17 protein-coding genes are annotated in these 25,499 nt (G+C 52.2%); 16 read left to right on the top strand and 1 reads right to left on the bottom strand.

What is annotated here, in order from left to right; translation table 11 throughout:
- Positions 1-45: 45 nt before the first annotated feature.
- On the top strand, positions 46-501 hold the full coding sequence (locus M2277_RS17580) for an NUDIX hydrolase (RefSeq protein WP_006209012.1): 456 nt from the start codon (positions 46-48) through the stop codon (positions 499-501).
- On the opposite strand, the gene M2277_RS17575 is transcribed toward M2277_RS17580, so the two are convergent.
- Positions 498-1,469, bottom strand: a complete 972-nt coding sequence (locus tag M2277_RS17575) for a Na/Pi cotransporter family protein (protein WP_006209013.1) — start codon at positions 1,467-1,469, stop codon at positions 498-500. The genes M2277_RS17580 and M2277_RS17575 overlap by 4 nt on opposite strands.
- Before the next feature lie 329 nt (positions 1,470-1,798).
- On the opposite strand from M2277_RS17575, the gene M2277_RS17570 reads away from it, so the two are divergent.
- From M2277_RS17570 to M2277_RS17500, 15 genes are all read left to right on the top strand, one after another.
- On the top strand, positions 1,799-3,172 hold the full coding sequence (locus M2277_RS17570; RefSeq protein ID WP_280755261.1) for a class I SAM-dependent rRNA methyltransferase: 1,374 nt from the start codon (positions 1,799-1,801) through the stop codon (positions 3,170-3,172).
- Between the two features lie 308 nt (positions 3,173-3,480).
- On the top strand, positions 3,481-7,011 hold the full coding sequence (gene addB / locus M2277_RS17565) for a helicase-exonuclease AddAB subunit AddB (RefSeq protein ID WP_280755260.1): 3,531 nt from the start codon (positions 3,481-3,483) through the stop codon (positions 7,009-7,011).
- Positions 7,012-7,016: 5 nt separating this feature from the next.
- Positions 7,017-11,129, top strand: a complete 4,113-nt coding sequence (addA, locus tag M2277_RS17560) for a helicase-exonuclease AddAB subunit AddA (RefSeq protein ID WP_280755272.1) — start codon at positions 7,017-7,019, stop codon at positions 11,127-11,129.
- 51 nt (positions 11,130-11,180) lie between these two features.
- Positions 11,181-12,359, top strand: a complete 1,179-nt coding sequence (locus M2277_RS17555) for an exonuclease SbcCD subunit D (protein WP_280755259.1) — start codon at positions 11,181-11,183, stop codon at positions 12,357-12,359.
- Entirely contained in the window at positions 12,360-15,809 is a 3,450-nt protein-coding gene (locus tag M2277_RS17550; protein ID WP_280755258.1) for an AAA family ATPase, read from the top strand. It abuts the gene before it with no gap.
- 282 nt (positions 15,810-16,091) lie between these two features.
- The gene (locus M2277_RS17545) at positions 16,092-16,451 is read left to right on the top strand and encodes a histidine triad nucleotide-binding protein (RefSeq protein WP_006209019.1); all 360 of its coding nucleotides are present in this window, start codon (positions 16,092-16,094) and stop codon (positions 16,449-16,451) included.
- Between the two features lie 184 nt (positions 16,452-16,635).
- Positions 16,636-16,809 (top strand): 30S ribosomal protein S21, encoded by a 174-nt coding sequence (gene rpsU, locus M2277_RS17540; RefSeq protein ID WP_005547957.1) that lies wholly within the window; start codon positions 16,636-16,638, stop codon positions 16,807-16,809.
- A gap of 17 nt (positions 16,810-16,826) precedes the next feature.
- The gene (locus M2277_RS17535) at positions 16,827-17,267 is read left to right on the top strand and encodes a GatB/YqeY domain-containing protein (protein WP_006209020.1); all 441 of its coding nucleotides are present in this window, start codon (positions 16,827-16,829) and stop codon (positions 17,265-17,267) included.
- A gap of 268 nt (positions 17,268-17,535) precedes the next feature.
- Positions 17,536-18,897: an NfeD family protein gene (locus tag M2277_RS17530; protein ID WP_006209021.1), complete on the top strand. Its 1,362-nt coding sequence runs from the start codon at positions 17,536-17,538 to the stop codon at positions 18,895-18,897.
- Between the two features lie 96 nt (positions 18,898-18,993).
- Positions 18,994-20,001 carry a flotillin-like protein FloA gene (floA, locus tag M2277_RS17525; protein WP_006209022.1) on the top strand — a complete coding sequence of 336 codons (1,008 nt, stop codon included), beginning with the start codon at positions 18,994-18,996 and terminating at the stop codon, positions 19,999-20,001.
- An 18-nt stretch (positions 20,002-20,019) separates the two neighbouring features.
- Positions 20,020-20,610 carry a hypothetical protein gene (locus M2277_RS17520; protein ID WP_280755257.1) on the top strand — a complete coding sequence of 197 codons (591 nt, stop codon included), beginning with the start codon at positions 20,020-20,022 and terminating at the stop codon, positions 20,608-20,610.
- A 129-nt stretch (positions 20,611-20,739) separates the two neighbouring features.
- Positions 20,740-21,033, top strand: coding sequence for a sporulation protein YqfC (gene yqfC / locus M2277_RS17515; protein ID WP_006209024.1), 294 nt, complete (start codon positions 20,740-20,742; stop codon positions 21,031-21,033).
- The gene (gene yqfD / locus M2277_RS17510) at positions 21,030-22,223 is read left to right on the top strand and encodes a sporulation protein YqfD (RefSeq protein ID WP_076152248.1); all 1,194 of its coding nucleotides are present in this window, start codon (positions 21,030-21,032) and stop codon (positions 22,221-22,223) included. The genes yqfC and yqfD overlap by 4 nt, the downstream gene beginning before the upstream one ends.
- Positions 22,224-22,229: 6 nt before the next feature.
- Complete coding sequence (locus M2277_RS17505) at positions 22,230-23,201, top strand: PhoH family protein (RefSeq protein ID WP_280755256.1); 972 nt, start codon at positions 22,230-22,232, stop codon at positions 23,199-23,201.
- A gap of 14 nt (positions 23,202-23,215) precedes the next feature.
- The gene (locus M2277_RS17500) at positions 23,216-25,498 is read left to right on the top strand and encodes an HD family phosphohydrolase (RefSeq protein WP_280755255.1); all 2,283 of its coding nucleotides are present in this window, start codon (positions 23,216-23,218) and stop codon (positions 25,496-25,498) included.
- The last annotated feature ends 1 nt before the right edge of the window (position 25,499 follow it).

Raw genomic sequence — 25,499 nt, 5'->3', positions numbered from 1 at the left:
CATTTGGAAGTGGAATCCTTGTTGTACATGAAGGAGGAACAGGACATGACATATACACAAATTTCCGCAGGCGGCGTTGTATACCGTCATTATGAAGGGGCGCTTCAGATCCAGCTCATATTGGACCGTTACGGAAAAACCTCGCTTCCCAAAGGCAAGATGGAAGCAGGTGAAACCGTCGAGCAGACGGCACTCCGAGAAATATGCGAGGAGACAGGTATAGTCGGATCCATCACCTCTCCAGTGGACATCATTGCATATAAATACCATCATCCCGAATTAGGCCAGGTGGACAAGGAAGTTCACTACTACCTGGTAAAGGCAGAAAAGGGTGTTTTGAAACCCCAGGTCGAGGAAATTAACGGGGTGGATTGGTTTGAGCCTCTTACCGCATGGAGGAAGCAGCGCAGTAACGGTTACAACAATAATGATGTTATCCTGCGTAAAGCGCTTACGCTGCTTGATATCAGCATTCCTGTAGACGAAGATATTCAGATTTAGGTCTGAGCCCGTTTGTTCCAGAATGGCAGATAGCACAGCGGAAGCGCGATAAGAGAGCAAACGACATTAAACAAGGTTTGTGCATGGGCGATCTGACCAGCCGGGTCTGCGGCAAACCAGCCCGATACCATCGTTAAACCTGCAATCAAGGGCGTAAAGAGAAGAACCCCGCCGATATTGAGACCTATGTGGGACCAAGCCACAAATCGTCCGGCCCGGGTGCTGCCAAGCGCAGCTATTAAAGCTGTCACGCAGGTCCCCACATTAGAGCCCAGCACGATGGCGACGCCAATCTCGGGAGGCAGTGCTCCGCTTGCTGCAAGGCCCATTGCCATGGCGATGACTGCAGTGCTGCTGTGCATGAGCGCGGTCAGCAGCGTTCCGGCGGCAATGCCCCAGAGGACGCTTCGCGAAGCATGGTCGAGAAACCATTGGAACACGCCAAGGCTTTGAAGGGTGGGGCCGATGGATTGCATGAATTGAATGGCGAGCAGCACAAGCGAGAATCCGGCAACCGCCAAGCAGAGAAACTGACTGCGGATCAGCTTCTCTTTTAATTTGTCATAGCTGGAAGGTACGTGTTCGCTGACGAGTACAGCTCCAATCCATAACATCAGGGAGAGGACAAGGAGGGGCATGGCTGCCTGTCCGATTTGAAGACTGATGAGCTCCGTGGTAACCGTTGTGCCGATGTTGGTGCCTAGAATGATGCCCAGGGTTCCGGCAAAACTCAACAGGCCGGCATTCGCGAATCCTATCGCTAGTACGGTTACAGCGGTGCTGCTCTGGAGCAGTGCTGTTACCGCAGTGCTGGCGATCATGCCCTTGATGGGTGTGGATGTCGCTTGGTGGAGCCACTTATGCAACAGGGGACCGGCCCAGCGCTGGAGGGCAACCTCCATGACCTTCATACCGAACAGGAACAGAACAAGACCATAACAGATGGGAAACCAGAGTGAGGATAGCATGATGTTCTCCTTTTCTGAGGAATAAAGTGTGAGATAATAACGTCGGCCGCGGCGGAAGGACTTGACCGGATCTCTTCGGTAAGACCTCCATCGGTGCTTTTCTTAAGATTATGGAATTTATAACAGTTCACCGAAGCTGAGCGAATTCGATAATCGCAAGAAAAACATCCTTTACACGCTGTCTGTCTTACGCAAAAGTGTCTTATGGAAAAGTCTGTCTTACGCAAAAAACACGTCGGTAGACGCTTTTCTTATTACGTATATGACCCCTGGCGGACATGCATGCCTATAGATATGGCGCAGGGGATAACTTAAGGAGTGAACATACAGTGCCATCGGTTATTTTGGAGCGCAGTCGAAAAAAGAGATTGGAGCAGGGGCATCCCTGGGTTTATAAAAGCGAGATTGCCTCAGTTGAGGGAGAGCCGAAACCGGGGGATCTGGTTTCTGTGTTAAACCACCAAGGGCGGTTTCTTGCCTCGGGTTATTACAATCCGCAGTCTCAAATCACGGTACGCACCGTTTCCTACGAGCCGGTTGAGTTGATGGATCAGGCTTTTTTTGCCGCCCGTTTTCAGGAGTGCCTGAAGCACCGGGAACGGTTTATCGGGGAAGAGAACGCCTACCGGCTGGTATACGGAGAAGCCGATTTTTTACCCGGTTTGATTGTAGACCGTTTCGCTGACGTGCTGGTTGTGCAGCTTCTGACGCTGGGTATGGATCGCTGCCGTGAAGAGATTGTGAGTGCGCTGGTTGAGGTTATGCAGCCAAAAGGGATCTATGAGCGGAGCGACGTATCCGTTCGTGAGCTGGAGGGACTTGAGCTGCGCAAAGGGGTCCTCTACGGAGAGTGTCCGCGCCACGTAACCGTGACGGAGAACGGCCTCAAGATTAAGGTTGATATCGAAGAGGGACAGAAGACGGGATATTTCTTTGACCAGCGTGAGAATCGGGCTTCCATTAAACCGTTAATGACCGGCTGGGGAAGCCGCAGCGGAATTGCGCTTCAAGCAGTGGAATCGGGTGGTGAGCTGAAGAAGGTGCCTGTGAACAAGAGTGGAAAAGAAGTTACTTTTCCATATTGGGACGGAGCCACGGTGCTTGAATGCTTTTCCCATACGGGCAGCTTCACCCTGCATGCTTGCCAATATGGCGCCAAGAAAGTTACCTGCCTCGATATTTCGGAGCATGCAATAGACAGTGCCAGAGAGAATGTCGAACTGAACGGATTTCAGGATCGGGTGGAGTTCGTTGTGGATGACGCCTTCCAATATTTGCGGAACCAGGTAAAAGGACTGGATGAACGTGAACAGCGGGCCAAAGGGGATCAGAAGGTAGACACCTCCAAACCCCTGACAGCAGGAGGCGGCCGTTCCTGGGATGTGGTAATTCTGGATCCACCGGCATTTGCCAAAACCAAGTCAGCCGTCAAAGGGGCTTGCCGCGGATACAAGGACATCAATTTGCATGGCATGAAACTGGTGAACGAGGGCGGTTATTTGGTTACGGCTAGCTGCTCGTACCATATGCGGCCGGATTTGTTCCTGGAGACGATCCAGGATGCGGCCCAAGATGCAGGCAAAATTCTGAGATTGGTGGAATGGCGTGCCGCTGGTAAAGATCACCCCCAAATCCTTGGGGTGGACGAGGGGCATTATTTGAAATTCGCTGTGTTTGAAGTGCGCAGCAAATCAAGACTATAGAGTGCTGCCGAATCGTATGGATAAGAAGGATCTTCCAAGTGGTGGGTAAACCATGAGGGGAGGTCCTTTTTCTTATGCACACAATATTTTGGAATGGCAATGAAATCCAAACGTATGTTCCATCAAACCGCACTTATGTTATACTAGTAATCAGCATCTTTTTTGATAGAGTGCTAACAATTACAATGGATTTTACATCCTTTTTGGTCAAATAAATCATAGATTCAAGGGTATGATTTCATCGGAACGATATCGTGTTCTCTGGTGAAGGAGTACCCTTTGGCAGACACTGTGGAAGGGGGCATAGCATGAGCGTTCAATTTGTGATCGGAAGGTCAGGCAGCGGCAAGAGCACATTGATCCGTCAAGAGATGATGGATCAACTGGAGCGGGATCCCAGGGGGAATCCGATGATTCTGATCGTTCCGGAGCAGGGGTCCTATGAAGCCGAACACGCACTCGTGAATGCGGGAGGCATACGGGGCATGATGCGTGCGCAAGTGCTCAGTTTCCGCCGATTGGCCTACCGGGTCATGCAGGAGACTGGCGGAGCAGCGAAAGTGGCGATCAGTGAAGAAGGAAAACGCATGCTGATGTATAAAATTTTGCGGAGGCGCAAAGAAGAACTGCAGCTATTCGGCGCCTCAGGCGAGCAGCTCGGTTTTGTCGGTAAGCTGAGTGAGCTCTACACGGAAATGAAGCGATACTGCATTGACGCTTCCTGTGTGGAGGAGCAGCTGAGCCAGATGATGTCGGGCTCCGGAAATTCTCCGATGCTTCGCCGAAAGCTGGAAGATATCGTAACTGTATTCCGTGATTTCGAACTCGAGATATCGCGGCTGTACACGGATGAGGAAGACACACTCGCCTCACTGGCGGAGGGCGTGGCGGACTCAGAATACATCAAGCGTGCCGACATCTGGATCGATGGCTTCCATGGCTTTACCCCGCAGGAGTATCGGGTGCTCGGGGAGCTTATCCATCATGCCAATCACGTCACGATAGCTCTGACACTCGACAAACCTTATATGGATGGGGCTGTTCCACATGAGCTGGATTTGTTTCATCCTACCGCGGTGACGTACATAAAGCTGAAAGGAATTGCCGATGAGTTGGGAATGGATGCGGAACACCGTATGCTGCATCCTGAAGTGCCGCCGAGGTTTCAGGATTCCCCGGTGCTGGCGCATCTTGAGCGCGGTTATGACCGGAAGAAGCGCTGGACGGGAGCTTATGAAGACGGGAATCATGAGGACAAGGAGAACGGCCGCAGAGAAGGGCTGCTTCTTCATGCTGCCAGCCATCGCCGGGCCGAAATCGAAGGGGCACTTCGAGAGATGCTGCGCTTGGCGCAGGAGGAAGGAGCGAGATTCCGGGAGATGGCGGTATTCGTCCGGAATATGGGAGATTATGAGCATCTGGTAGGCCCGTTATTCAAGGAATACGATATTCCTTATTTTCTGGATCAGAAGCGGAGCGAACTGCACCATCCGTTAGTTGAATTCATTCGCTCGGCTCTGGATGTCATTGGGCGAAGATGGCGTTATGAGGATGTGTTCCGCTGCGTGAAGACGGATTTGCTGCTTCCGCTGGACGGCTCCCTGAACCGGGAGGATATGGACCGGTTGGAGAATCATGTGCTCGCTTCCGGGATTCATGGTTACCGCTGGACGGATGGCCGTCCGTGGAAGGGGATTCCAAGTCTCTCTCTAGAGGATGGAGAAAACGAGGTGCTCAATCTCGACGGCATGCAGGCTATTGAATACGCAAGAAGGGTCATCGCAGAGCCGCTTCATGCGTTCGAGAAACGGATGAAAAAGGCTGCGACCGCCATGGATCAGAGTACGGCAGTTTATCGCCTTCTGGAGGAGTGCGATGTACCTGAGAAGCTGGAGCTGCTCAGCCGGGCCGCGTTGGACGCAGGACGTCCAGAGGAAGCCAGGGAGCATCGCCAGGTATGGGGAGCCGTGCTTGACCTGCTTGACCAGATTGTGGAGATGATGGGTGCAGAGAAGCTGAGCACGGAATTGTTTACAGGGGTGCTGGATACGGGTCTCACTGAAATGAAGATGGCCCTTGTACCACCCTCTCTGGATCAGGTGCTTATCGGAAGCATGGACCGGACACGAACGGGCGGGGTGAAGTATGCTTTTCTGCTCGGCATTAACGATGGCGTTCTTCCAGCCCAGTTTCAGGATGACGGCATTTTGACAGAGCCGGAGCGGCTCCATCTCGAAGATCGCGGGTTGGAGCTTGCCCCGAGTATATCCCGCAGACTGCTGGATGAGCGCTTCCTGATCTACAACGCGCTTACTTCAGCCAGCGAGCAGCTGTGGGTCAGCTATCCTGCTGCAGATGATGAAGGCAAGACGTTATTGCCTTCCGAGGTGATCCGTCATCTGAAGCTGATGTTCCAGATCGACGAGACACCCCTGTATCCAAGGCCGCATGCCGGGCAATCGGTTCCCGAACAGGAGCGTTATGCGGCCCGCCCGGACAAGACGCTTGCATATTTAACGGGCAGGCTTCGCGACTGGAGGAATGGAGAGGACATTCCGCACATTTGGTGGCATATGTACAATTGGTTTGCTCAGAAGCCGGAATTTCGGCCGCGTCTGGAATCGATGCTCTCTTCATTGTCCTATCGGAATGAAGCGCAGCCTCTTAAGGAAGAGACCAGCAGGCAATTGTATGGAACGAAGCTGCGGACAAGCGTATCCCGGATGGAGCGGTTTGTAGCCTGTCCATTTTCACATTTTGCATCACATGGATTAAAGCTGAGAGAGCGGCAGCTGTACCGACTGCAGGCTCCTGACATCGGACAGCTGTTCCATGCTGCCTTGAGCAGCATGGCAGTGAAGTTTCAATCGGAGCATCGAAGCTGGGGAGACCTGTCGGCAGATGAGTGTCTGCGTGAGGCGGAGGCTACCGTGGATCGGCTCGCTCCGATGCTGCAGGGCGAAATCTTGTTGAGCTCCAAACGGTATGGATATATCTCCCGGAAGCTGAAGAATATCGTGGGCAGAGCTTCCGTTATTTTGGGTGAACAAGCCCGGCGCGGCAAATTCGAGCCGATCGGCCTTGAGCTTGACTTCGGTCCCGGCAAACCGCTGCCGCCGCTGACGGTTGAACTGCTTAACGGGGTGAAGATGGAGGTTGTCGGTCGTATTGACCGGGTGGATATGGCACGTGGCGAGCATGGGATCATGCTTCGGGTCATTGATTATAAATCCAGCCAGAAGGATCTGCGATTGCATGAGGTCTATTACGGATTGTCCTTGCAGATGCTGACCTATCTGGACGTGCTGCTGACGTTTGCGGAGGATTGGCTTGGCGAACAGGCATTGCCTGCAGGAACGCTGTATTTCCACGTTCATGATCCGGTATTGCAATCCGCAAACGGCATGACGCCGGAACAGGCGGCAGAGGAACTGCTCAAGCGCTACAAAATGAAAGGTCTGCTGCTTGCAGACCGTGAAGCCGTTTCCCTCATGGATTCATCCCTTGAAAAAGGCCATTCGGCTATTCTGCCCGTTGCCGTCAAAACAGACGGCAGCTTCTACAGCAGCGCAGCCGTTGCGACGCCGGATCAGTGGGAGACTTTGTTATCCGCAGTGCGGGAAAATATGCTGACGATCGGCTCCAGAATTACCGGCGGCGATGTAGCGATTGAACCTTACCGAATCCAGCAGGAAACAGCTTGCACGTACTGTTCCTACCGGCCGGTGTGTCAGTTCGACGATGCGATTGAGGGCAGCGACTACCAGCTGCTGGGCAAGCCGGGACGCGATCAGGTCTGGGATCTGCTGGGACATTCGAAGGGAGGAGAGAGTCGGTGAGAGAGATGATAGCAAAGCCTGAGGGCAGCATGTGGAGTGATGACCAATGGAAGGCCATTGCACTTTCGGGTGATGACATCCTGGTTGCAGCCGCAGCAGGCTCAGGAAAAACCGCCGTGCTCGTTGAGCGGATCATTCGCAAAATCCTTGACGACACCACAGGGTTCAGTGTGGACCGGCTGCTTGTGGCTACCTTTACCAAGGCAGCGGCAGCCGAAATGCGCGGTCGGATTCGGGAAGCGCTTGAACGCGAGCTGGACCGTGACCCGGACAACGAGCATATCCGGCGCCAGCTCGCTTTACTCGGCAGGGCGTCGATTACAACGCTGCACTCCTTCTGCATGGAAGTCATCCGCCGGTATTATCAGCTGATCCCGCTGGATCCGGGGTTCCGCATTCTGAATGAACATGAGGCGGATTTGATGCGGCAGGATATGCTGGAGGAGCTGTTCGAAGAGAAGTATGGTGAAGCAGAGCAGGACCAGGGCAGTACGTTTCTCCGTTTGGCTGATTGGTTCAGCGGGGAGAGAACGGACGATGCACTGTATCGTCTCGTGCAGCGCCTCTACGATTTCTCGCGCAGTCATTCATGGCCGGCAAGCTGGCTCCGAGACACAGCGGCAAGCTTCCATGTAGCGGATACCGAGGCGCTCGGACAAACAGCGTGGGTTCAGAGTGTATTGGCTGATGCACGTTTAGCATTGAACGGAGCTGCAGGCCTGCTATTGCAAGCGAAAACCATCGCTATGCAGCCCGGGGGGCCAGCACCGTATGTGGATAATCTGAATGAGGATTTGTCGCTGGTGGCCTCTTTGCTTGAAGCCATCGATTCTTCACCGTGGGAATCGTTATACGGTATTTTTCGCGAGGTTTCTTTTGGCAAGCTGAAGTCGGTCAGGAAGGACGATGTCCTGCCTGAGCTGCAGGAACGGGTCAAGGAACTTCGGGACCTTGTGAAGAAGACCGTAAATGAGCTGAAAAGCGCCTTGTTCGGCCGACCGGCATCAGAATTTCTGCAGGAGCTGCATACGGCTGCGCCGCTGATGCAGGAACTGGCCGAGACGGTTGTTTCCTTTGGCGAGCGATACCGGGAGGCCAAGGCATCCAAAGGATTGGTCGACTTTAACGATCTGGAGCATTACTGCCTACATATTCTTCGCCATCCGGATTCCGTGCCGGGTCATATGATGCCCTCCGATGCGGCGATGGAATATCGCGAGCAGTTTGACGAAGTGCTGCTGGACGAATATCAGGATACAAACAGTGTGCAGGAAGATATCGTACGATTGATATCCAGAGAAGCGCCGGGAAATCGGTTTATGGTTGGAGACGTCAAGCAGAGCATCTACCGTTTCCGCCTGGCAGAGCCGGGACTTTTTCTTGATAAATACAAAAAATTCTCCTCGGACGTCAACACGTCCCTTGTGGGCATGCGGATTGATCTGGCTCGAAATTTTCGAAGCCGGATGGAAGTTGTGAATGCTGTTAATGTGCTGTTTCGACAGATCATGAATGAATCCGTAGCGGAGATTGCCTATGACGAGCGAGCGGAGCTGATATCCGGCGCTTCCTTTCCCGAACGCGAGGATACAGGGGGCATGAGTCCTTATACGCCGGAATTGCTTCTCATCGACCGTCTCGGAAAGGGTGCGGAGGAACCGTCCGAAGAATCGGCTTCGGAAGAGGACGGGGGCATGATGGAGGTTGAGGCGCTTGAGATGGAAACCGCCCAACTGGAAGCTCGTGCCATTGCCCGCAGAATCCGTGAGATGACCGGCGAAAGCGGAAAGCCGCTCATGATTTACGATAAGGCACTGAAATCGATGCGGCCCGCCGGGTATGGAGATATGGTCATTTTGCTGCGTTCTGCCATGGTATGGGCGCCTCTAATCATTGAGGAGCTGCGACAGGAGGGAATTCCGGCGTTCGGCGAGCAGAACAAAGGATACTTTCAGGCAACCGAAGTGGAGATTATCTTATCGCTGCTGCAGGTAATCGATAACCCTCGGCAGGATATTCCTCTGGCATCGGTTCTGCGATCGCCCATTCTCGGTTTATCCGAGGAAGAGATGGCACAGGTCCGCCTGTGCGCCAAAGGTACTTATTACGATGCGCTTAAGGCAGCTGCTGCGTTAGGTGGACTGGCGCCGGTATTGGATTCAGAACGTTCATTAGGTCTCGTTGACGGGAAGTGGACTCCGGGCACAGAGCTGGAAAGTATGGCAGAAGCGGCGGCAGGCCATGAGCTGGTTGCAGGCAGCTCTTCAAGTGCTTCGATGCGGATGAACGGCCCGAATGTTGAAATATCAACGGAGCTGGGCACAAAACTGGGGTTGTTCATGGACCGGCTGCGGCGCTGGCGTCAGGAGGCCCGTCAGGGGAGCCTGAGCGAGCTGATCTGGGGGATCTACAGCGAGACCGGTTACTTGGATTGGATCGGCGGTTTGCCGGGAGGCAAGCAGCGTCAGGGGAATCTGACAGCCTTGTATGACCGTGCGGTGCAGTATGAGCAGGATACTTCCTCAAGGGGACTCTTTCGTTTTCTTACCTTTGTTTCAAGGCTTCGGGAGCGGGGGGGAGATCTTGGAACTGCTGGCGGAACGGACAGCCAAGGAAACGCCGTACGCCTGATGACCATTCACAAGAGCAAAGGGCTGGAATTCCCGGTCGTTTTTGTGGCGGGGTTGTCCAAGAATTTCAACCAGCAGGATTTGAACTCGCCCTTCCTCATGCATAAGGAGCTTGGATTTGGACCGAAATTTGTAGATGAGGGCATGCGGGTCAGTTACCCCACCCTGCCTAATCTGGCAATCCGCCGCAGATCGCAGCTGGAGCTGCTGGCCGAAGAGATGCGAGTGCTCTACGTTGCGCTCACACGGCCGAAGGAGAAGATGATCCTGGTCGGTACGGTGAAGGATTTGCCTAAAAAAGTGTCTACATGGGCGCAGGCCGATCATAATCCCGAGCTGCTGCTGCCGGATTATGTCCTTGCCCGAGGTCGGAGTTATTTGGACTGGATCGGCCCTGCCGTGATCCGGCACCCTTCCGCGACCTTGCTCCGTGAAATGGCAGGGTTGCCCGTAGAGGGGAATTTGGGTGTGCTGGCTGAGGATCAATCAGAGTGGTTGTTTTCGATAGAGACACCGGAATCTTTGGCGCAGGGCATGAGTGGAATTGCGGATGATGTTCAAGCAGACAGTCTGGATCGAATGAACAAATTAAAAGCTCTTCACAAGCTTGAGCCGGTAGAACTGGATTCAGCGACGGCGCAGCAGGAGGATGCTGTGTCCGATCACCAGCGGGAAGCCATTGACCGGCGCTTGTCTTGGAGCTATCGCTATGAAGCGGTCAGTCAAATTTCCGCCAAAACGTCTGTGACGGAGATGAAGAAACTCTTGACGCTTCAGGACAGTCCCTCCTTGGATCTGATAGAGGAGCAGGCCGTGAAACGCCAGAGCCAGGAAGATATAGGACTTGGCGCTTCCTTCACACTGAACCTGAGGCGGCCAAAATTCATGGAGTCTGCGAAGCTGACACCAGCCGAGCGGGGAACGGTCTACCATACGATTATGCAGCACTTGCCCCTTCAACGATTGGGGGGAGCTGCTGAACGGATTTCCGAGATTGAACAAACCATCCGCTATCTTGTGGAGAAGGAAATCATAACCGGAGAGCAGGCTGCCGTCGTGGAGCCGGCGGAAATCAGCAGCCTTTTTGATTGTGCAGTTGGGAAGCAGCTTATGGAAGCAGAAGATACATGGCGTGAAATGCCGTTCTCCTATGCACTGCCTGCAGCGGAAGCCTATCAAGGGCTTGCTTTTATAGACCAAATCGCGGAACAGACGGCGAACGATCACCCGCATGTTCAACTGCTTCAGGACGAGACGGTGCTGATCCAGGGGGTTGTAGACTGCTTATTCCGGCACAATGGAAGACTTGTGCTGCTGGATTATAAAACGGATCGGGTGCTGGAGCACCGCGGCGGCATTCCGGCGTTGGCGGAACAGTACCGTTTTCAACTGGATTTGTATGCAAAGGCGCTGGAAGACATTTTAGGCGAGCCTGTATATGAGAAATGGCTGTACTTTTTTGATGGGGGACAGGCCGTTCAGGTTTAACTCATTGTAGTGAGTTTGAGTTTGTTGGAAGTTTGGGAGAGGAGATTTGCGATGCGTATTTTGCACACCGGAGACTGGCACTTGGGGCGAACGCTTGAAGGACGGAGCCGGCTGGCGGAGCAGGAGCACTTTCTGGATGAGGTGGTTGAGCTGGCTAAGGATCAGAAGGCAGACCTGATCCTTATGGCGGGAGATGTCTATGATTCCGTAAATCCACCTGCGGCAGCGGAGCAGCTGTTTTATGATGCGGCAGCCAGGCTGACAGAGGGAGGCCGCCCGATGGTGGTCATTGCCGGCAATCATGATCAGCCGGAGCGTGTGGCATCCATCACGCCGCTTGTTTTGACCAGGGGCATTACCCTCATTGGAACTCCTATCGCCAATGCCGTGACCGTTTCGGCGGCACGTACGGGAGAAACAGCCAAGATAGCCGCTCTTCCCTATCCCTCGGAGGCGCGGTTGAATGAACTGCTCTCGGTGGATGGGGACGAGGACCAGCTCCGCCGTGCTTATAGCGAAAGAGTAGGGAAACTGATGAGGATGATGGCACGGGAGTTTTCTCAGCAGACGGTTAACCTGGCTATGAGCCATATTTATGTTCTTGGCGGCGTTGAGAGCGATTCTGAACGACCGATACAGGTTGGCGGAGCTTATACGGTCGATCCGTCCGCACTCTCTGTCGGCGCAGCCTATACGGCGCTGGGTCATTTGCATCGCTCTCAGGCTGTGAAAGGGGAGGGGATCATCCGCTACAGCGGTTCACCGCTGGCTTACAGCTTCTCGGAAGCTGGGCAGGCCAAATCTGTGACGATGGTTGACGTGGCGCCAGGTGGAGTCCCCGTGATTGAGGAGCTGTTTCTAAGCAGCGGTCGTTCGCTAGTTCGCTGGAAGGCAAAGGGCGGCTTGGAGGAAGTTTATCAGTGGCTTGATGAGGGTCGTGATCCAGATGCCTTTATCGATCTGGAGGTATCCTTGACGGAGGCCATGGGGCTTGCGGACATCCAGCGCCTGCGCAAGAGCAGGGACGGGATTGTTCACATTCGCCCGGTATATCCGGAGATGGAGGCGCTGGAGCTGGAGAATGAGCGTTCCCGACTGCCGCTTCCAGATCTGTTCCGAAAGTTCTATCAGCGGCAAACCGGCGGGGCGGAGCCCGAGGACCATCTGGTTGATTTGTTCCTGGAGCTTGTAGAGGAAGAGGAACCCGACGGGACGGAGGTGAAAGCGTAGATGAAACCGATTCTGTTGAAGTTATCCGGTTTGCAGAGCTACCGCAGTACGCAGGAAATTGATTTTGAAACGTTGTGTGAAACCGGACTTTTCGGGATATTCGGTCCGACTGGAAGCGGGAAATCCACACTGCTAGATGCCATTACACTGGCTATGTACGGGAAAGTGGAGCGCGCGGTTAACGGCACCCAGGGAATCATGAACCATTCGGAGGACAGCTTGTCTGTCTCCTTTACGTTTGAGCTTTCTTCTGCTGCCGGGCTGGAGCGATACCGGGTAGAGCGGAGATTTAAACGAGTGAATGAGCTCTCCATCAGCAATACGATCAGCCGTTTTATCCAAGTTACACCCGAAGGGGAGCAAGTGATGGCGGATAAGCTGGCCGACGTCACCCGCTGCGTAGAAGAGAAAATCGGATTGAAGATGGACGATTTTACCCGTGCGGTCGTGCTCCCTCAAGGGAAATTCGCCGAATTCCTATCCCTGAAGGGCAGCGATCGCAGGCAGATGCTCCAGCGGCTGTTTCATTTGGAGAGGTACGGAGATCAGCTTGCCATGAAGCTCAGCCGCCGGGTGAAGGATACGGACGGTGCCCTGAAATCCATAGAAGCGGAGCAGCAAGGGCTGGGCAGCGCGGGCAAAGAGGCTTTGGCAGAAGCGAAAACAGCGCTGGAAGATGCTAAGAAACTCGCTGTATCCTCCCGCAGCCGTCTCCAGGCCACAATTGAGGCGCATGAAGCTCTGGGAAAAATTCGCGAGCTGGACATGGAGAAGCAACGGTTGTTGGGCAAGCTGGATGAATTGTCTGCTCAAGAGGAAGAGATTAAGCGGCTGGAGCACCGGCTGGAGCTGACGGGAGCAGCTGCCGCTGTCCTCCCTGCGCTTGAGACGTGGCGTGATACCGGCAAAACGTGGGAAACTCGGCTCAGGCATGCCGAGGGGCTCACCAAGCAGGCTGCAGCAGCTCAGCAGGCTGCTGAACAGGCGGGCACAGCAGATGAAGCTGCCCAGGCAGCGCTCATTGCAGAGGAGCCAAAGCTCGTGCTGCGTGAGCAGCAGCTCGAGCAAGCTGTCTTATTGCAGCAAGAGCGGGATGTTTTGTCCAACGAGTTGGCCCGGTTGGATGTACAGCGAGCGGATGCCCGCAAAGAATTCGAGACGGTGGGCGTGCAGCTCCAGAAGGAGCAGGAGCTACTTGAACGAGGACGCAGACGGCGGGAGGAGCTGCAGGATAAGCTCAAAGGGCTTGAGACCCGCTCAGGTGAGCGTCAGGCGCTTCATGCGGCGATGCAGAAGGTTCAGGCACTGGAGGCAGCCCGTAAGCATAAGGAAAAGGCAGAACACGAACTGAAACAGCAGGAGATCAAACTCAAGGAGCAAGAGTTAAGGCTCAGTATGCTGCAGAAGCAGGAAGTGGAACTGCAGCAGCGATACATAAAGCTCTCGGCACATGCCGGCAATCTGCAGCGTTCTGCCGCTGAAGTTGCGGCGTTTGCCGACCGGACTGCAGTTGCGGCCAGCCAGGTAAACCAGGCGATGAATCAATTGCTTCGTGAAAAGCAGCTTCATGATTTGTCCATGTCGCTGGCTCTTGAGCTACAGGAGGGTAAGCCTTGTCCCGTATGCGGAAGCGAGCATCACCCTCTTCCTGCGGCAGCTTCGGAGCCGTCTGATACGACCTCTGACGAGAACCTGGATAGACTGTCACGGATTGCCCATCAGATACAGGAAATTCGATTGACCCTGCGGGGGCAGCTTAACGAAGCGGAATCTCTGGTGAGTCATTTGAATGCCCAGACGGAGCCGTTCGCTGGAAGCGAACTCCTTCTCGAGGGCCCTCGTGAGGAGCAGGACGAAGCATGGGTGGAAGCTGCAGCCTCAGGAGTGCCTGTTGTTGAAACACCGTACGATGTGGAGAGGCTTGCTTCAGACACTGCATGGCTGGTGCAAAGAGCGGAAGCACAGGCAGCTGCCATTGGGCAGTGCCGCATGGAGGCGTCCAAGGCTCAGCAGAGCCTCCACGCTTGCCAACAGGAGCTCATGAAGCAGAATGCTGCGGCTGAGAATGGTCAGACGATAGTGAACCAGCTGCGCGATCAGCTTGCAGGCTTGGAAGCCGAAACTGCCGACATTCAAAGTTTATGGAAGGAGGACAACCCGGCATTTCCTTTGGAAGAGACGGCTGATCGTTTTCAGCTCATGCAGCAAAAGGATGCGGAGTCCGAGTCCATTAGGGAAGGCCTTGAACGAAGCGTTCCCTTCATTGAGGAGAAGCAGCAGGCGGTCCTCCGCCTGGAGCAGAAGCTCCGTGAGCTGGAGAAGCTGCTGATTCAGTGGGATGCCCAGCGTGAGGGCAAAGCTGAAGTGTTGAAAGACAAGAAAGAGCGCCTTCAGGCATGGATTGGGGAACGATCCGCTGAAGAGCTGTTGAGTGAATGCCGATCCAGATTGAAGCTTCTGAAGGAATCCGCTGAGCAAGCCAGAGGCAAGCGCAGAAAGGCCGATGAGGCGGCGCAGCTTGCAGCCAAAGAAGCAGCTCTTGCAGAACAGGCTGCAAACGCCGCACAGGAGCTGTATCTTGCTGCCAAGCTTGCATGGGAGAAGCAACTGGAAGCCTCGCCGTTTGTTACGGAGGCAGCCGTTATGGAAGCCTGCTTATCCGAGAGCGAAACCGAACGATGTGCCCAGCTGGTGAAGGCGCATCGTGAGGGACAACGGGAATGGACGCTAAGGCTTCGGGACGTCGAGCAGAAGCTCGGCACCGATCCATTCCGTCAAGAGGAATGGGAACGAAGCTCTGCCGAGCTTCAGGCGGCTCGTACGGCCGATGAGGAGGCCGTACGGGCGAAAGCCAGAGCGGAGCGGGACCTGGAAGATTTGGAGAAGCGACATATCCGGTTTATGGAATTGGAAGAGCTGCGCCTTGGCCTTCAACGGGAAAGCGAGCGCTTGTCCAAACTGCAGTCCTGCTTGCGAGGCAATGCATTCGTGGAATACATTGCGGAGGAGCAGCTGATGCAGGTGAGCCAGTCTGCTTCCCAGCGTCTTCGCTTTTTGACCAAGCAGCGCTACTCGCTTGAGGTGGATTCCGGGGGAGGCTTTGTCATTCGGGATGACGCCAACGGCGGCGTAAGGCGGCCGGTATCCACGCTATCCGGCGGTGAGACATTCTTAACCTCGCTGGCCTTGGCTTTGGCGCTTTCAGCGCAGATTCAGCTTCGGGGGCAGTATCCGCTCCAGTTCTTCTTCCTTGATGAAGGCTTTGGCACCCTGGATCCGGAACTGCTGGAGACGGTTATCACCGCTCTGGAGCGGCTTCATAATGATAAGCTTACCGTCGGCATCATCAGCCACGTGCCAGAGCTTCGGGCGCGTCTGCCACGGAAGCTGGTCGTGCGGCCTGCGGAGCAGGCTGGAGAAGGATCGCAGCTTGCGATCGAATCGCTGTAGCAGCTAGAGCAGTCGATGTGATATATATCACGGAAACAGCAACAAGGCACTGTTATAGTACAGTTAAGCCGACATATACAAGAAGCACCGGGCAGGCGCTTGATCATGGGGGATTCCTAACTTTTCCCTTGCTCTCATGATGAAGCGCCTCCTTACTGGACAGCTGCGTTCCAGGGGTGCTTCTCTTTTTTTTGCCTGCTGCTGATAAAGTCATTTATTGGACGCATGGTCCATTTTCTTATATGATAAAAGCGTGAGAACGTATGAAAGGGGTAACCGTGCATGGATTGTCTTTTTTGTAAAATTGTAGAGGGTGAGCTTCCTTCGACGAAAGTACTCGAGAATGATAAGGTGCTTGTATTTCAAAATATTAACCCGGAAGCACCTGTTCATGTATTGATCATTCCCAAGAAGCATATCGCATCCATGAACGATATTCAGGATGAGGATTCGCAGCTGATTGGTGAGATGCACCAAGCAGCAAAAGAAGCTGCGGCCAAGCTTGGCATTGCAGAGAGCGGTTATCGGCTGATTAACAACTGCGGACCTGATGGAGAACAATCGGTGTTCCATGTACATTATCATCTGATGGGCGGCCGTCGTTTAGGTGCATTGACAGGCATTTCACCCGCTCATACATAGCATCTGGAGTAAAGAGAACGATATCAACCTCGCAGTGTTTGACCTCTGTGGGGTTGTTCCAATTGTTGAGACTATTGTAAATTAGGCGCCCAAGGTTGACACCCTATTTCGGTTTGCCCTATAATGAAGTTTGATGAACCGTGTTAATGCTCTTGGACGGTCTGGTCGGAGGGAGGGAAAACTGGTGTCTGAAACTAAAGTTCGCAAAAACGAGACAATTGATGCTGCACTTCGTCGCTTCAAGCGTTCCATTGCTAAAGATGGCGTATTGGCTGAAGTGAAGAAACGCAAGCATTATGAAAAGCCAAGCGTAAAGCGCAAGAAAAAGTCCGAGGCTGCTCGTAAGAGAAAGTTTTAGGAGGATCTGAAAAAAGCATGAATCTTAGCGAACGATTGAACGAAGATATGAAGCAAGCGATGAAGAGTAAGGACAAGTTCAAACTCTCAACGATTCGAATGGTTCGTTCGACGATAAAAAATCTTGAAATAGATTTGAAACGAAGTTTGGATGACAACGAAGTGCTTGATATTTTTAGTCGTGAAATCAAACAGCGCAAAGATGCCCTCCAAGAATTTGAAAAAGCGGGACGCGACGATCTTGCCGCCGATGCAAAAGCAGAAATTGAGCTCCTTAGCGCCTACCTCCCGGAACAGCTTACTGAAGAAGAAATTAAAGTCATTGTACAGCAGACCATCCAGGAAACCGGTGCTTCTTCAAAAGCCGAGATGGGTAAAGTGATGAGCGCTCTCATGCCAAAAGTTAAAGGGCGTGCAGACGGAAAGCTTGTTAATCAAGTAGTTCAACAATTTCTGTAACAACATAAGTGAAACACCCCTTGTTTTTCAAGGGGTGTTTTTTCTTACTCTGTGGCTAAACCGCTTACTTTGTTAGAAATGCTATTTACTTAATCGATGGTTTTTTCCAACGATGGGCATACTTTTTGAAACGAAATCGTTTCTGATTCGTAATAACTACCATATGAGGGCAAGTAAATACATATGCTTATGCTTAAGGCAGGTCGCTGAACTCATTTTGTTGAATTAGGGGATGGATGGCTTAATAATTCGAAAAGGAGGGAGAAAGATGAAGGGACAGATCTGGATGCGAAGGTTCCTGACTTTGACGGCAGCCGCGGTTATGATACTGATATCCATCGGGATGTATTTTGGTCCGACAAAGCCTGCAGTGGCGGCTAACGTCGGGTCGGTCTATGTCATTCCGGTTAAACAGCAGATCGAGCGGGGTTTAACCAGTTTCATGGAACGCGGGTTTAAGGAAGCCGAACAAATGTCGGCCGGGCTCATTGTTCTGGAGATTGATACGCCTGGCGGACTGGTCGATCAGGCTGGGAAAATCGCCACCTTGATGAAGGACAGCAATATTCCTATTGTAGCCTACATTACAGGCGATGCTGCATCGGCTGGCAGCTATATCGCGCTGAACGCAGATAAGATTGCTATGTCGGATGGCAGCATGATAGGTGCAGCCTATATGGTCGATTCCAGAGGAAACCGAATTGAAGATGCCAAGCTGGTTTCCTGGTGGAAGAGCAAGATGGCTGGTGCTGCTGAAGCAAGCGGGCGAAACAAGAATATCGCCATGGGCATGGCTGACATTAATCTGAAGGTTGATATGCCTGAGATCGGATTGACAAAACAACCCGGTGATATTATTTCATTGACGCCAGATGAAGCACTCAAGACGGGTTATGCGGATACGCTTGCAAACAGCACCGAAGAGGTTATCGCGTGGATGGATTATTCCACTCAGGATGTATTCCGGATGGAGCCGACTTTCTCGGAAAAGCTGGCTACCTTCCTAACACACCCTGGGGTAATGACACTGCTGTTATTCATTGGTATCGCAGGTGTTATCATCGAAGTCATTGTACCGGGCTTCGGCGTACCTGGAATTCTCGGCGTGGCCTCATTTGTACTGTATTTCTTCGGTAATCAGGTAGCCGGTTTTGCCGGATGGGAGACCTGGCTGCTGTTTATTATCGGCATTGTGATGCTGGCCTTGGAACTGTTTGTGCCAAGTTTCGGCATACTGGGCATTATTGGATCAGCCAGTTTGATCGCCGGTGTCGTGCTGGCGGCCTACAGCACATCGCATGTCGCATTGTCCCTTGGTATTGCCGCCGCCTCGGCTCTTGTAGCTGTAATCGTTGTCGCTCTCGTATTCAAGGAACGCGGGATATGGCGGAAGTTCATACTTAGTGACAGCTTATCGAGGGAGCAGGGATATGTTCCGAATGAAGACCGGGATGTATTAATCGGTCTCATTGGAACTTCAATTACGCCGCTCCGTCCAGCTGGAACGATGGAACTCGAGGGAAGACGTCTGGATGTGGTCACGCTGGGAGGATTCATTGATTCCGGTCGCCCGGTCCGAGTGATCAAGACAGACGGTACAAGAATTGTGGTAGAGGAAGAAAAAGGGTGAACCTCGTCACGTAATTGTGTAGTATGAAAAGGGCAAGTGTTTTAATCGGTTCCAGGATATGATGAAAATATTTTTCAAATGGAGGGTGAAGTAAGTATGGCATTGGATGGTTCTTTGATAACGATTCTGTTGATCGTGGTTGTCGCGATCATCGTACTTAGTGTGTTTTTCAGTTTCTTCCCGTTAATGCTCTGGATCTCGGCGATTGCTTCCGGCGTTCGCGTAGGGATTATAACATTGGTGGCTATGCGCCTGCGGCGTGTAACGCCAAGCCGAATTGTGAATCCGCTGATTAAAGCAACAAAAGCAGGTCTTGGTTTAAATATCAATCAGCTGGAAAGTCACTATTTGGCAGGCGGTAATGTAGACAGGGTTGTAAATGCCCTGATTGCAGCTCAACGTGCCAATATTCCACTTGAATTTGAACGTGCAGCCGCAATTGATCTTGCGGGACGCGATGTTCTGCAGGCTGTTCAGATGAGTGTTAACCCGCGTGTCATTGAGACGCCAATCGTTGCCGCTGTTGCAAAAGACGGGATTGAAGTCAAAGTTAAAGCCCGTGTAACCGTGCGTGCCAACATTGACCGTTTGGTCGGGGGCGCCGGGGAAGAAACGATCATCGCTCGTGTAGGTGAAGGTATCGTTACAACCGTCGGTTCGAGTAACTCTCATAAAGATGTTTTGGAAAATCCGGATCTGATCTCCAGAACGGTACTGTCCAAGGGCTTGGATGCCGGTACCGCATTTGAAATCCTGTCCATCGATATCGCGGATGTGGATGTAGGCAAGAACATCGGTGCTTATTTGCAGACCGAACAGGCGGAAGCCGACAAGCGTATTGCCCAAGCGAAGGCGGAAGAACGACGCGCGATGGCAGTTGCGCAGGAACAAGAGATGAAGGCTCGCGTCGTAGAGATGAGAGCGCGCGTTGTGGAATCGGAATCCCAAGTTCCGCTGGCCATGGCTGAAGCCCTTCGCAGCGGTCAACTCGGCGTTATGGATTACATGAACCTGAAAAACATCGAAGCCGACACGCAAATGAGGGGATCCTTCGGCAAGATGGGCGAGAACAATGATAATCCGGGAGACAACAAAAACAAGTAATGATGAGGTGAGCCTATAGTGAGCTGGTTAATTGAAAATTTTTACATTGTAGCTGTTATAGGCTTCTTCATCATCTCCGCCCTCGGAAGGCGCGGCAAGAACCCTGAGGAGGGGAAAACCACCCGTATGCCAACATTCGGTGGCGAGGGAGAACGTCCTGCAAGACCGGGACAGCAGAGGCAGCAGGATCCGCAGCAGCGGCCTGAAACAAGGCGGGTACAGACATCTCCGGAAGTCTCCCGTCCAGCACCTGCTCATGAAACCTCCCGTTTTGACAGGATCGATGAAGAAGAACCGGGGACCGGGAACGGATACTCTCTTGAACATCAAGAGATTGATCGAATGAGACGTGACCAGGAGATGAATCGTCAATCCGATAGCATGGATCATAGGATGCGCATGATGCAATCGGATCTGGACCGGATACATTCCGAGTTGAACAGGATGACCACCGCACTACCGGAAACCGTTGTCGAAATTCGAGACGAAGATCGTGAACGGTCTGACGGCAGTCGATCGAATTTTGCAGAACAGGCACGAAATGGTATTGTATGGTCAGAAATATTAGGAACCCCGCGTGCCAAACGCCCGATGAATCCTCGTCGATAAGTAGATTAATAGAAGTGGGAGACCGCCTCGTCAAGATTTTGTTGACGGGGCGGTCTTTTTACTTTTGATCTCATAAAACAGCTACTTGGGGCATAAGGTGTACAGTACAGGAAGGGGGAAAGTCTCCATATGTCCCGCATCAGCCGCAAGCTGCAGAAATGGACCCAAGAAATGCTTGATTTGCCACAGGACCTGTTATTTGATTTGCCGCGGTTGACCCTGATTGGCAATAAAGAGCTGCATATCGAGAACCATCGCGGAGTCCGGCATTTTTCAGAGGAACGACTTGTGTTGTCTTTGACGCAGGGTTCTTTGGAGATTTCAGGGGCCGGTCTTGCGATTCAAGCAATCCAGAGTAATGAAGTGACCATCATTGGAACCATTCATAATATCCAATACATAGGAACGGGGGAGAAACCGTGAAGATTCCGACAATGATTAACCTTCGAGGATATTTGACGCTTGCTGTTCGCGGTGAGCATGTGGAAGCATTCATCAATTCGTTGGCGGAGGCGGGGATTCCCGTTTGGGACGTTACACCGACAGGGGCGCATTCAGCGGAGCTTAAACTGCTGCTGAAGGATTTTAGAGGGCTCCGTCCGCTGTTAAAACGGACAGGCTGCCGCACGCGCATCAAGGAGCGCTGCGGTTACCCCTTTAAGGCTCGGCGTCTGTTGAAACGCAAAGCGTTTGTGTTTGGCATTGTTTTGTTTTTTACCATATTGCTGACCCTTTCCTCGATGATATGGAGTGTTGAGGTAGAGGGGAATGAGACCATTGCTTCGGAAGATGTGCTGGATGCAGCCAAGCAGGAAGGGATTTATCCTTTTCAATGGATTTTTAAGCTGGAATCGTTGGACAAGCTGTCCGGGAATATGACGGCCCGCCTTCCGGGAACCTCATGGGTGGGAGTGGAACGTAACGGGACACGCATACGTATACAGATTGTAGAAGCTGCCGTGCCGGAGAAGCCGCCTCTTCAGAGCCCAAGGCATCTTATCAGTACACAGGATGCTGTCATTACCCACATATATGCTGAGAAGGGGGTCCCCAAAGTAGGGATCAACTCCCGGGTGAAGAAGGGGGACGTCCTGATTTCCGGTGTCCTCGGGGATGAGGAGAACTCGGAGAGAGTGGTGGCCAATGGAGAAGTGAGGGGGCTTGTATGGCATGAGTACAACATTGAGGTCCCCTTGGTTAAGACGCATAAGGTCTATACGGGCGAAGGGAAAAAACGATCTTATATCGTATTTGGAGATCGGGCCGTCCAGCTGTGGGGTTATGGCGAAATTCCATTTTCGCAACAGGAAACGTTGACCTATTATGATCCCCTCACATGGAGAACGCGCGTGCTTCCACTGGGCTGGATGACAGAAAAAATTATGGAGGTCACGGAGGTTCAGCATACCATCACGGAGGAAGAAGCGAAAAAAGAGGGCATCGAGGGGGCACAGCGGGATATTTTAGCGAAATACGGAGCGAAATCAAGGTTCGTAAGCCAAAAAATTTTGCATGATAAGAAAGAGAATGGTAAAGTTTATATGAAAGTGCTTTTTGAGGTGGAAGAGACCATCGCGAAAGAACTTCCCATAGTATACAATCAAGGAGAATGAGGCTATTTGTCACAGCAAACGACCAGCATTCAAATTTTACTGCAAAGCGCGTCAGAAGGTCTGTCTTTGTTCGGACCACAAGATACGTTTCTTAAATTAATTGAAAAAGAAATTCCCGCAACCATCGATTCACGGGAAGCGGTCATCACGATTCGGGGAGAACACCGAAATGTGGAGAGTCTCCAGCAGCTGTTTGAAGTGCTGCTTCAGCTTGTCCGGAACGGTTACATGCTGACTGAACGCGATATTCTGTATGCTGTAGAACTCGCCAAGGAATTGAGGGCGGACCAACTGCTTGATCTATACAAGGGCGAGATCACGACAACTTTCAAGGGTAAGCCTATTCGAGTAAAAACTATCGGTCAGAAGCACTATGTGACCACGATTAAGAAACGGGATGTCGTATTTGGCATCGGCCCTGCGGGAACCGGGAAAACCTATCTGGCGGTCGTGCTGGCCGTTGCAGCGATTAAGGAAGGCTCCGTGAAACGGATTATTCTGACAAGGCCTGCAGTCGAGGCAGGAGAGAGCCTGGGCTTTCTGCCAGGAGATCTGCAGGAGAAGGTGGATCCTTATCTCAGACCCCTGTACGATGCGTTATATGATGTGATGGGTCCGGATCAAACCGCCAAGGCACTTGAGCGGGGATTGATTGAAATTGCGCCGCTTGCATACATGCGCGGACGGACGCTGGACGATTCATTTATTATTTTGGATGAAGCGCAGAACACAACACCGGAGCAGATGAAGATGTTTCTGACACGGCTCGGATTTGGCTCGAAGATGGTCATTACAGGGGACGTGACCCAGATTGACCTGCCGCGTGGCAAGAAATCAGGACTTATCGAAGCTAAAAGGATTTTGAGCGATATTGAGGAAGTCGGATTTGTTTACTTTGCTGAACAGGATGTTGTACGGCACTCTTTAGTTCAAAAAATCATCGTCGCTTATGATGAAGCAGCAGAAAACCAAGATTAAAGGGGATTGTCGCAATGGCCTCCAAAGAACCATCGACGGACAAGTCCATATGGGGTAAAAACAGCGGATGGAAATATAGCGTGGCAACACGCTATATTCTGTTTTTGCTGCTTGCGTTGCTCTTTTATATCAGTCTAGCATCGAAGCTTTTGCCGGAGCGGTATGACATTCAGGTCAATACGAAGAGTGAGAAGAACATCGTGTCGCCTGTACAAATAGAGGACAGCAAGGCTACATTGAAGGCACAAGAGGCTGCCGCAGAGAGCGTCCAGCCCATATACCCTCTTGTTCCTTTGCGAAATGACGTGCTGGTTACCCAAATTCTTGATCGCATTGAGCGCCTGAATCAAGATGTGGATATCAGCTCATCAGAAAAAGTCGGGATTTATCGCAATGAAATTCCGAGAATGGCAAAAGAGTTCGTGCAAAATTTTGTTTCGGCCAACAGCACAAATGAAGCTTATTCCAAAGAGCTGCTCGACGAGATGCAGCGTGTGATCGAGGAACAAACCTACCGCATCCCTGAGGAGACTTTTATTAAGCTGCCAAGGTTGAATTCTGAAGACATTATCGAGATGAAATCCGTTGCCCGGGAAATCGTATCCCGGCTGATGCTGAACGAAATCTTTGATGCGCAGACAGCACGCGCAAGGGTTGCGGAGATGGTAAGTACAAGTCGGTTGGATGACCGGACTTCAAGAGAAGTTGTTCAGGAGCTGTCGCGTCTTGCGATCACGCCTAACAAATTTCTTGACGAGGTAGCAACGAAGGAAGCAAGGGTTGAGAAACGCGAGAATACCCCGCCTGTATTCATTAAACAAGGGGATATCCTCGTGGCCAAGGGTCAGCTCATCACACCGGAACTTTATGAGCTGCTTGGCAAGAATGGATTGCTTAAGGATGAAGTGAATTACTGGCCGGAGCTGGGTGTTTTGCTGCTGTCCGCTCTGCTATCGCTTGGCATACTGATGTTCATCCGACAATCGGATCCCGGCAAATTCAAATACAACAATTCGCAGCTGTTAATGCTGCTTCTCGTGTACGTGATCACCTTGATCACCATGCATTTGACCGCTTTCCTGCAAAGTGATTCCCAGATCTATGTAGGATATCTTGCGCCCGTTGCGATCGGCGCGATTCTGGTAACCTTGCTGCTGGAAACCTCGCTTGCCTATTTCAGTGTCATTATCTTCAGTATCATGGCAAGTGTGATATTGAATGTGCGAGGGGAACTGTTTGACTTCCAGTTCGGTTTATTCGCAGCCGTAACTTCATGTGTAGCGATCTTCTCTATCCACCGTGCGAGCCAGCGGTCAACGATGCTGAAGGGCGGTATTATGGCTTCTCTCTTCGGAGCGCTGATCGTGTTTATCATGTTGTTAATCAATAACGATACCTGGACCACGACAGAAACGCTGTATTCAATAGGCTTTGCTATTGCGGGCGGGCTGTTGACAGCTATCCTCGTCATCGGGCTTATGCCGTTCTTCGAAGTCACCTTCGGCATCCTGTCGGCATTAAAGCTCGTAGAATTGTCGAATCCGAATCATCCGCTGCTGCGCAAATTGCTGACAGAGACACCAGGCACTTACCATCACAGCGTAATGGTCGGCAATTTGTCGGAAGCTGCAGCGGAAGCGATTGGCGCCAATGGTCTCCTCTGCCGTGTCGGTTCCTACTATCATGATATCGGGAAGACCAAGCGGCCGATCTATTTTATCGAGAACCAGAACAATATGGAGAACCCGCATGATTCCATTGAGCCGAAGCTGAGCAAATCCATTATCGTTGCTCATGCAAGGGATGGCGTGGAAATGTTGAAGGAGTACAAGCTGCCCAAGCCGATAAGAGATATCGCAGAGCAGCATCATGGCACGACATTTTTACATTATTTTTATCATAAAGCGGTCCGTCAGGCTGAAGAGCAGGGCATTGAACCGGATTTCACGGAAGATGATTTCAGGTATCATGGTCCGAAGGCTCAGTCCAAGGAGTCTGCCATCGTCGGTATTGCCGACAGCGTGGAGGCAGCCGTTCGCTCGCTGCGCAAACCGACGGTGGAGCAGGTTGAATCGATGATAGAGAAGATTATCAAGGGCCGCTTGGACGACCATCAGTTTAATGATTGTGATTTAACGATGAAGGAACTGGATATTATCGCCAAGACATTGAAGGAAACGGTGATGGGAATTTTCCATTCCCGGATCGAATATCCGGAAGATGTGAAGCGGCCTAAACCGCCGGCACCATCAACGGATGAGACCTCAACTGCTTCAGAGACAACGGCAACCAGTTAGG

This window comes from Paenibacillus sp. LBL, assembly GCF_029893715.1.
GTDB lineage: Bacteria > Bacillota > Bacilli > Paenibacillales > Paenibacillaceae > Paenibacillus_AQ > Paenibacillus_AQ glucanolyticus.
This window is presented reverse-complemented; position numbering and strand designations above follow the sequence as displayed.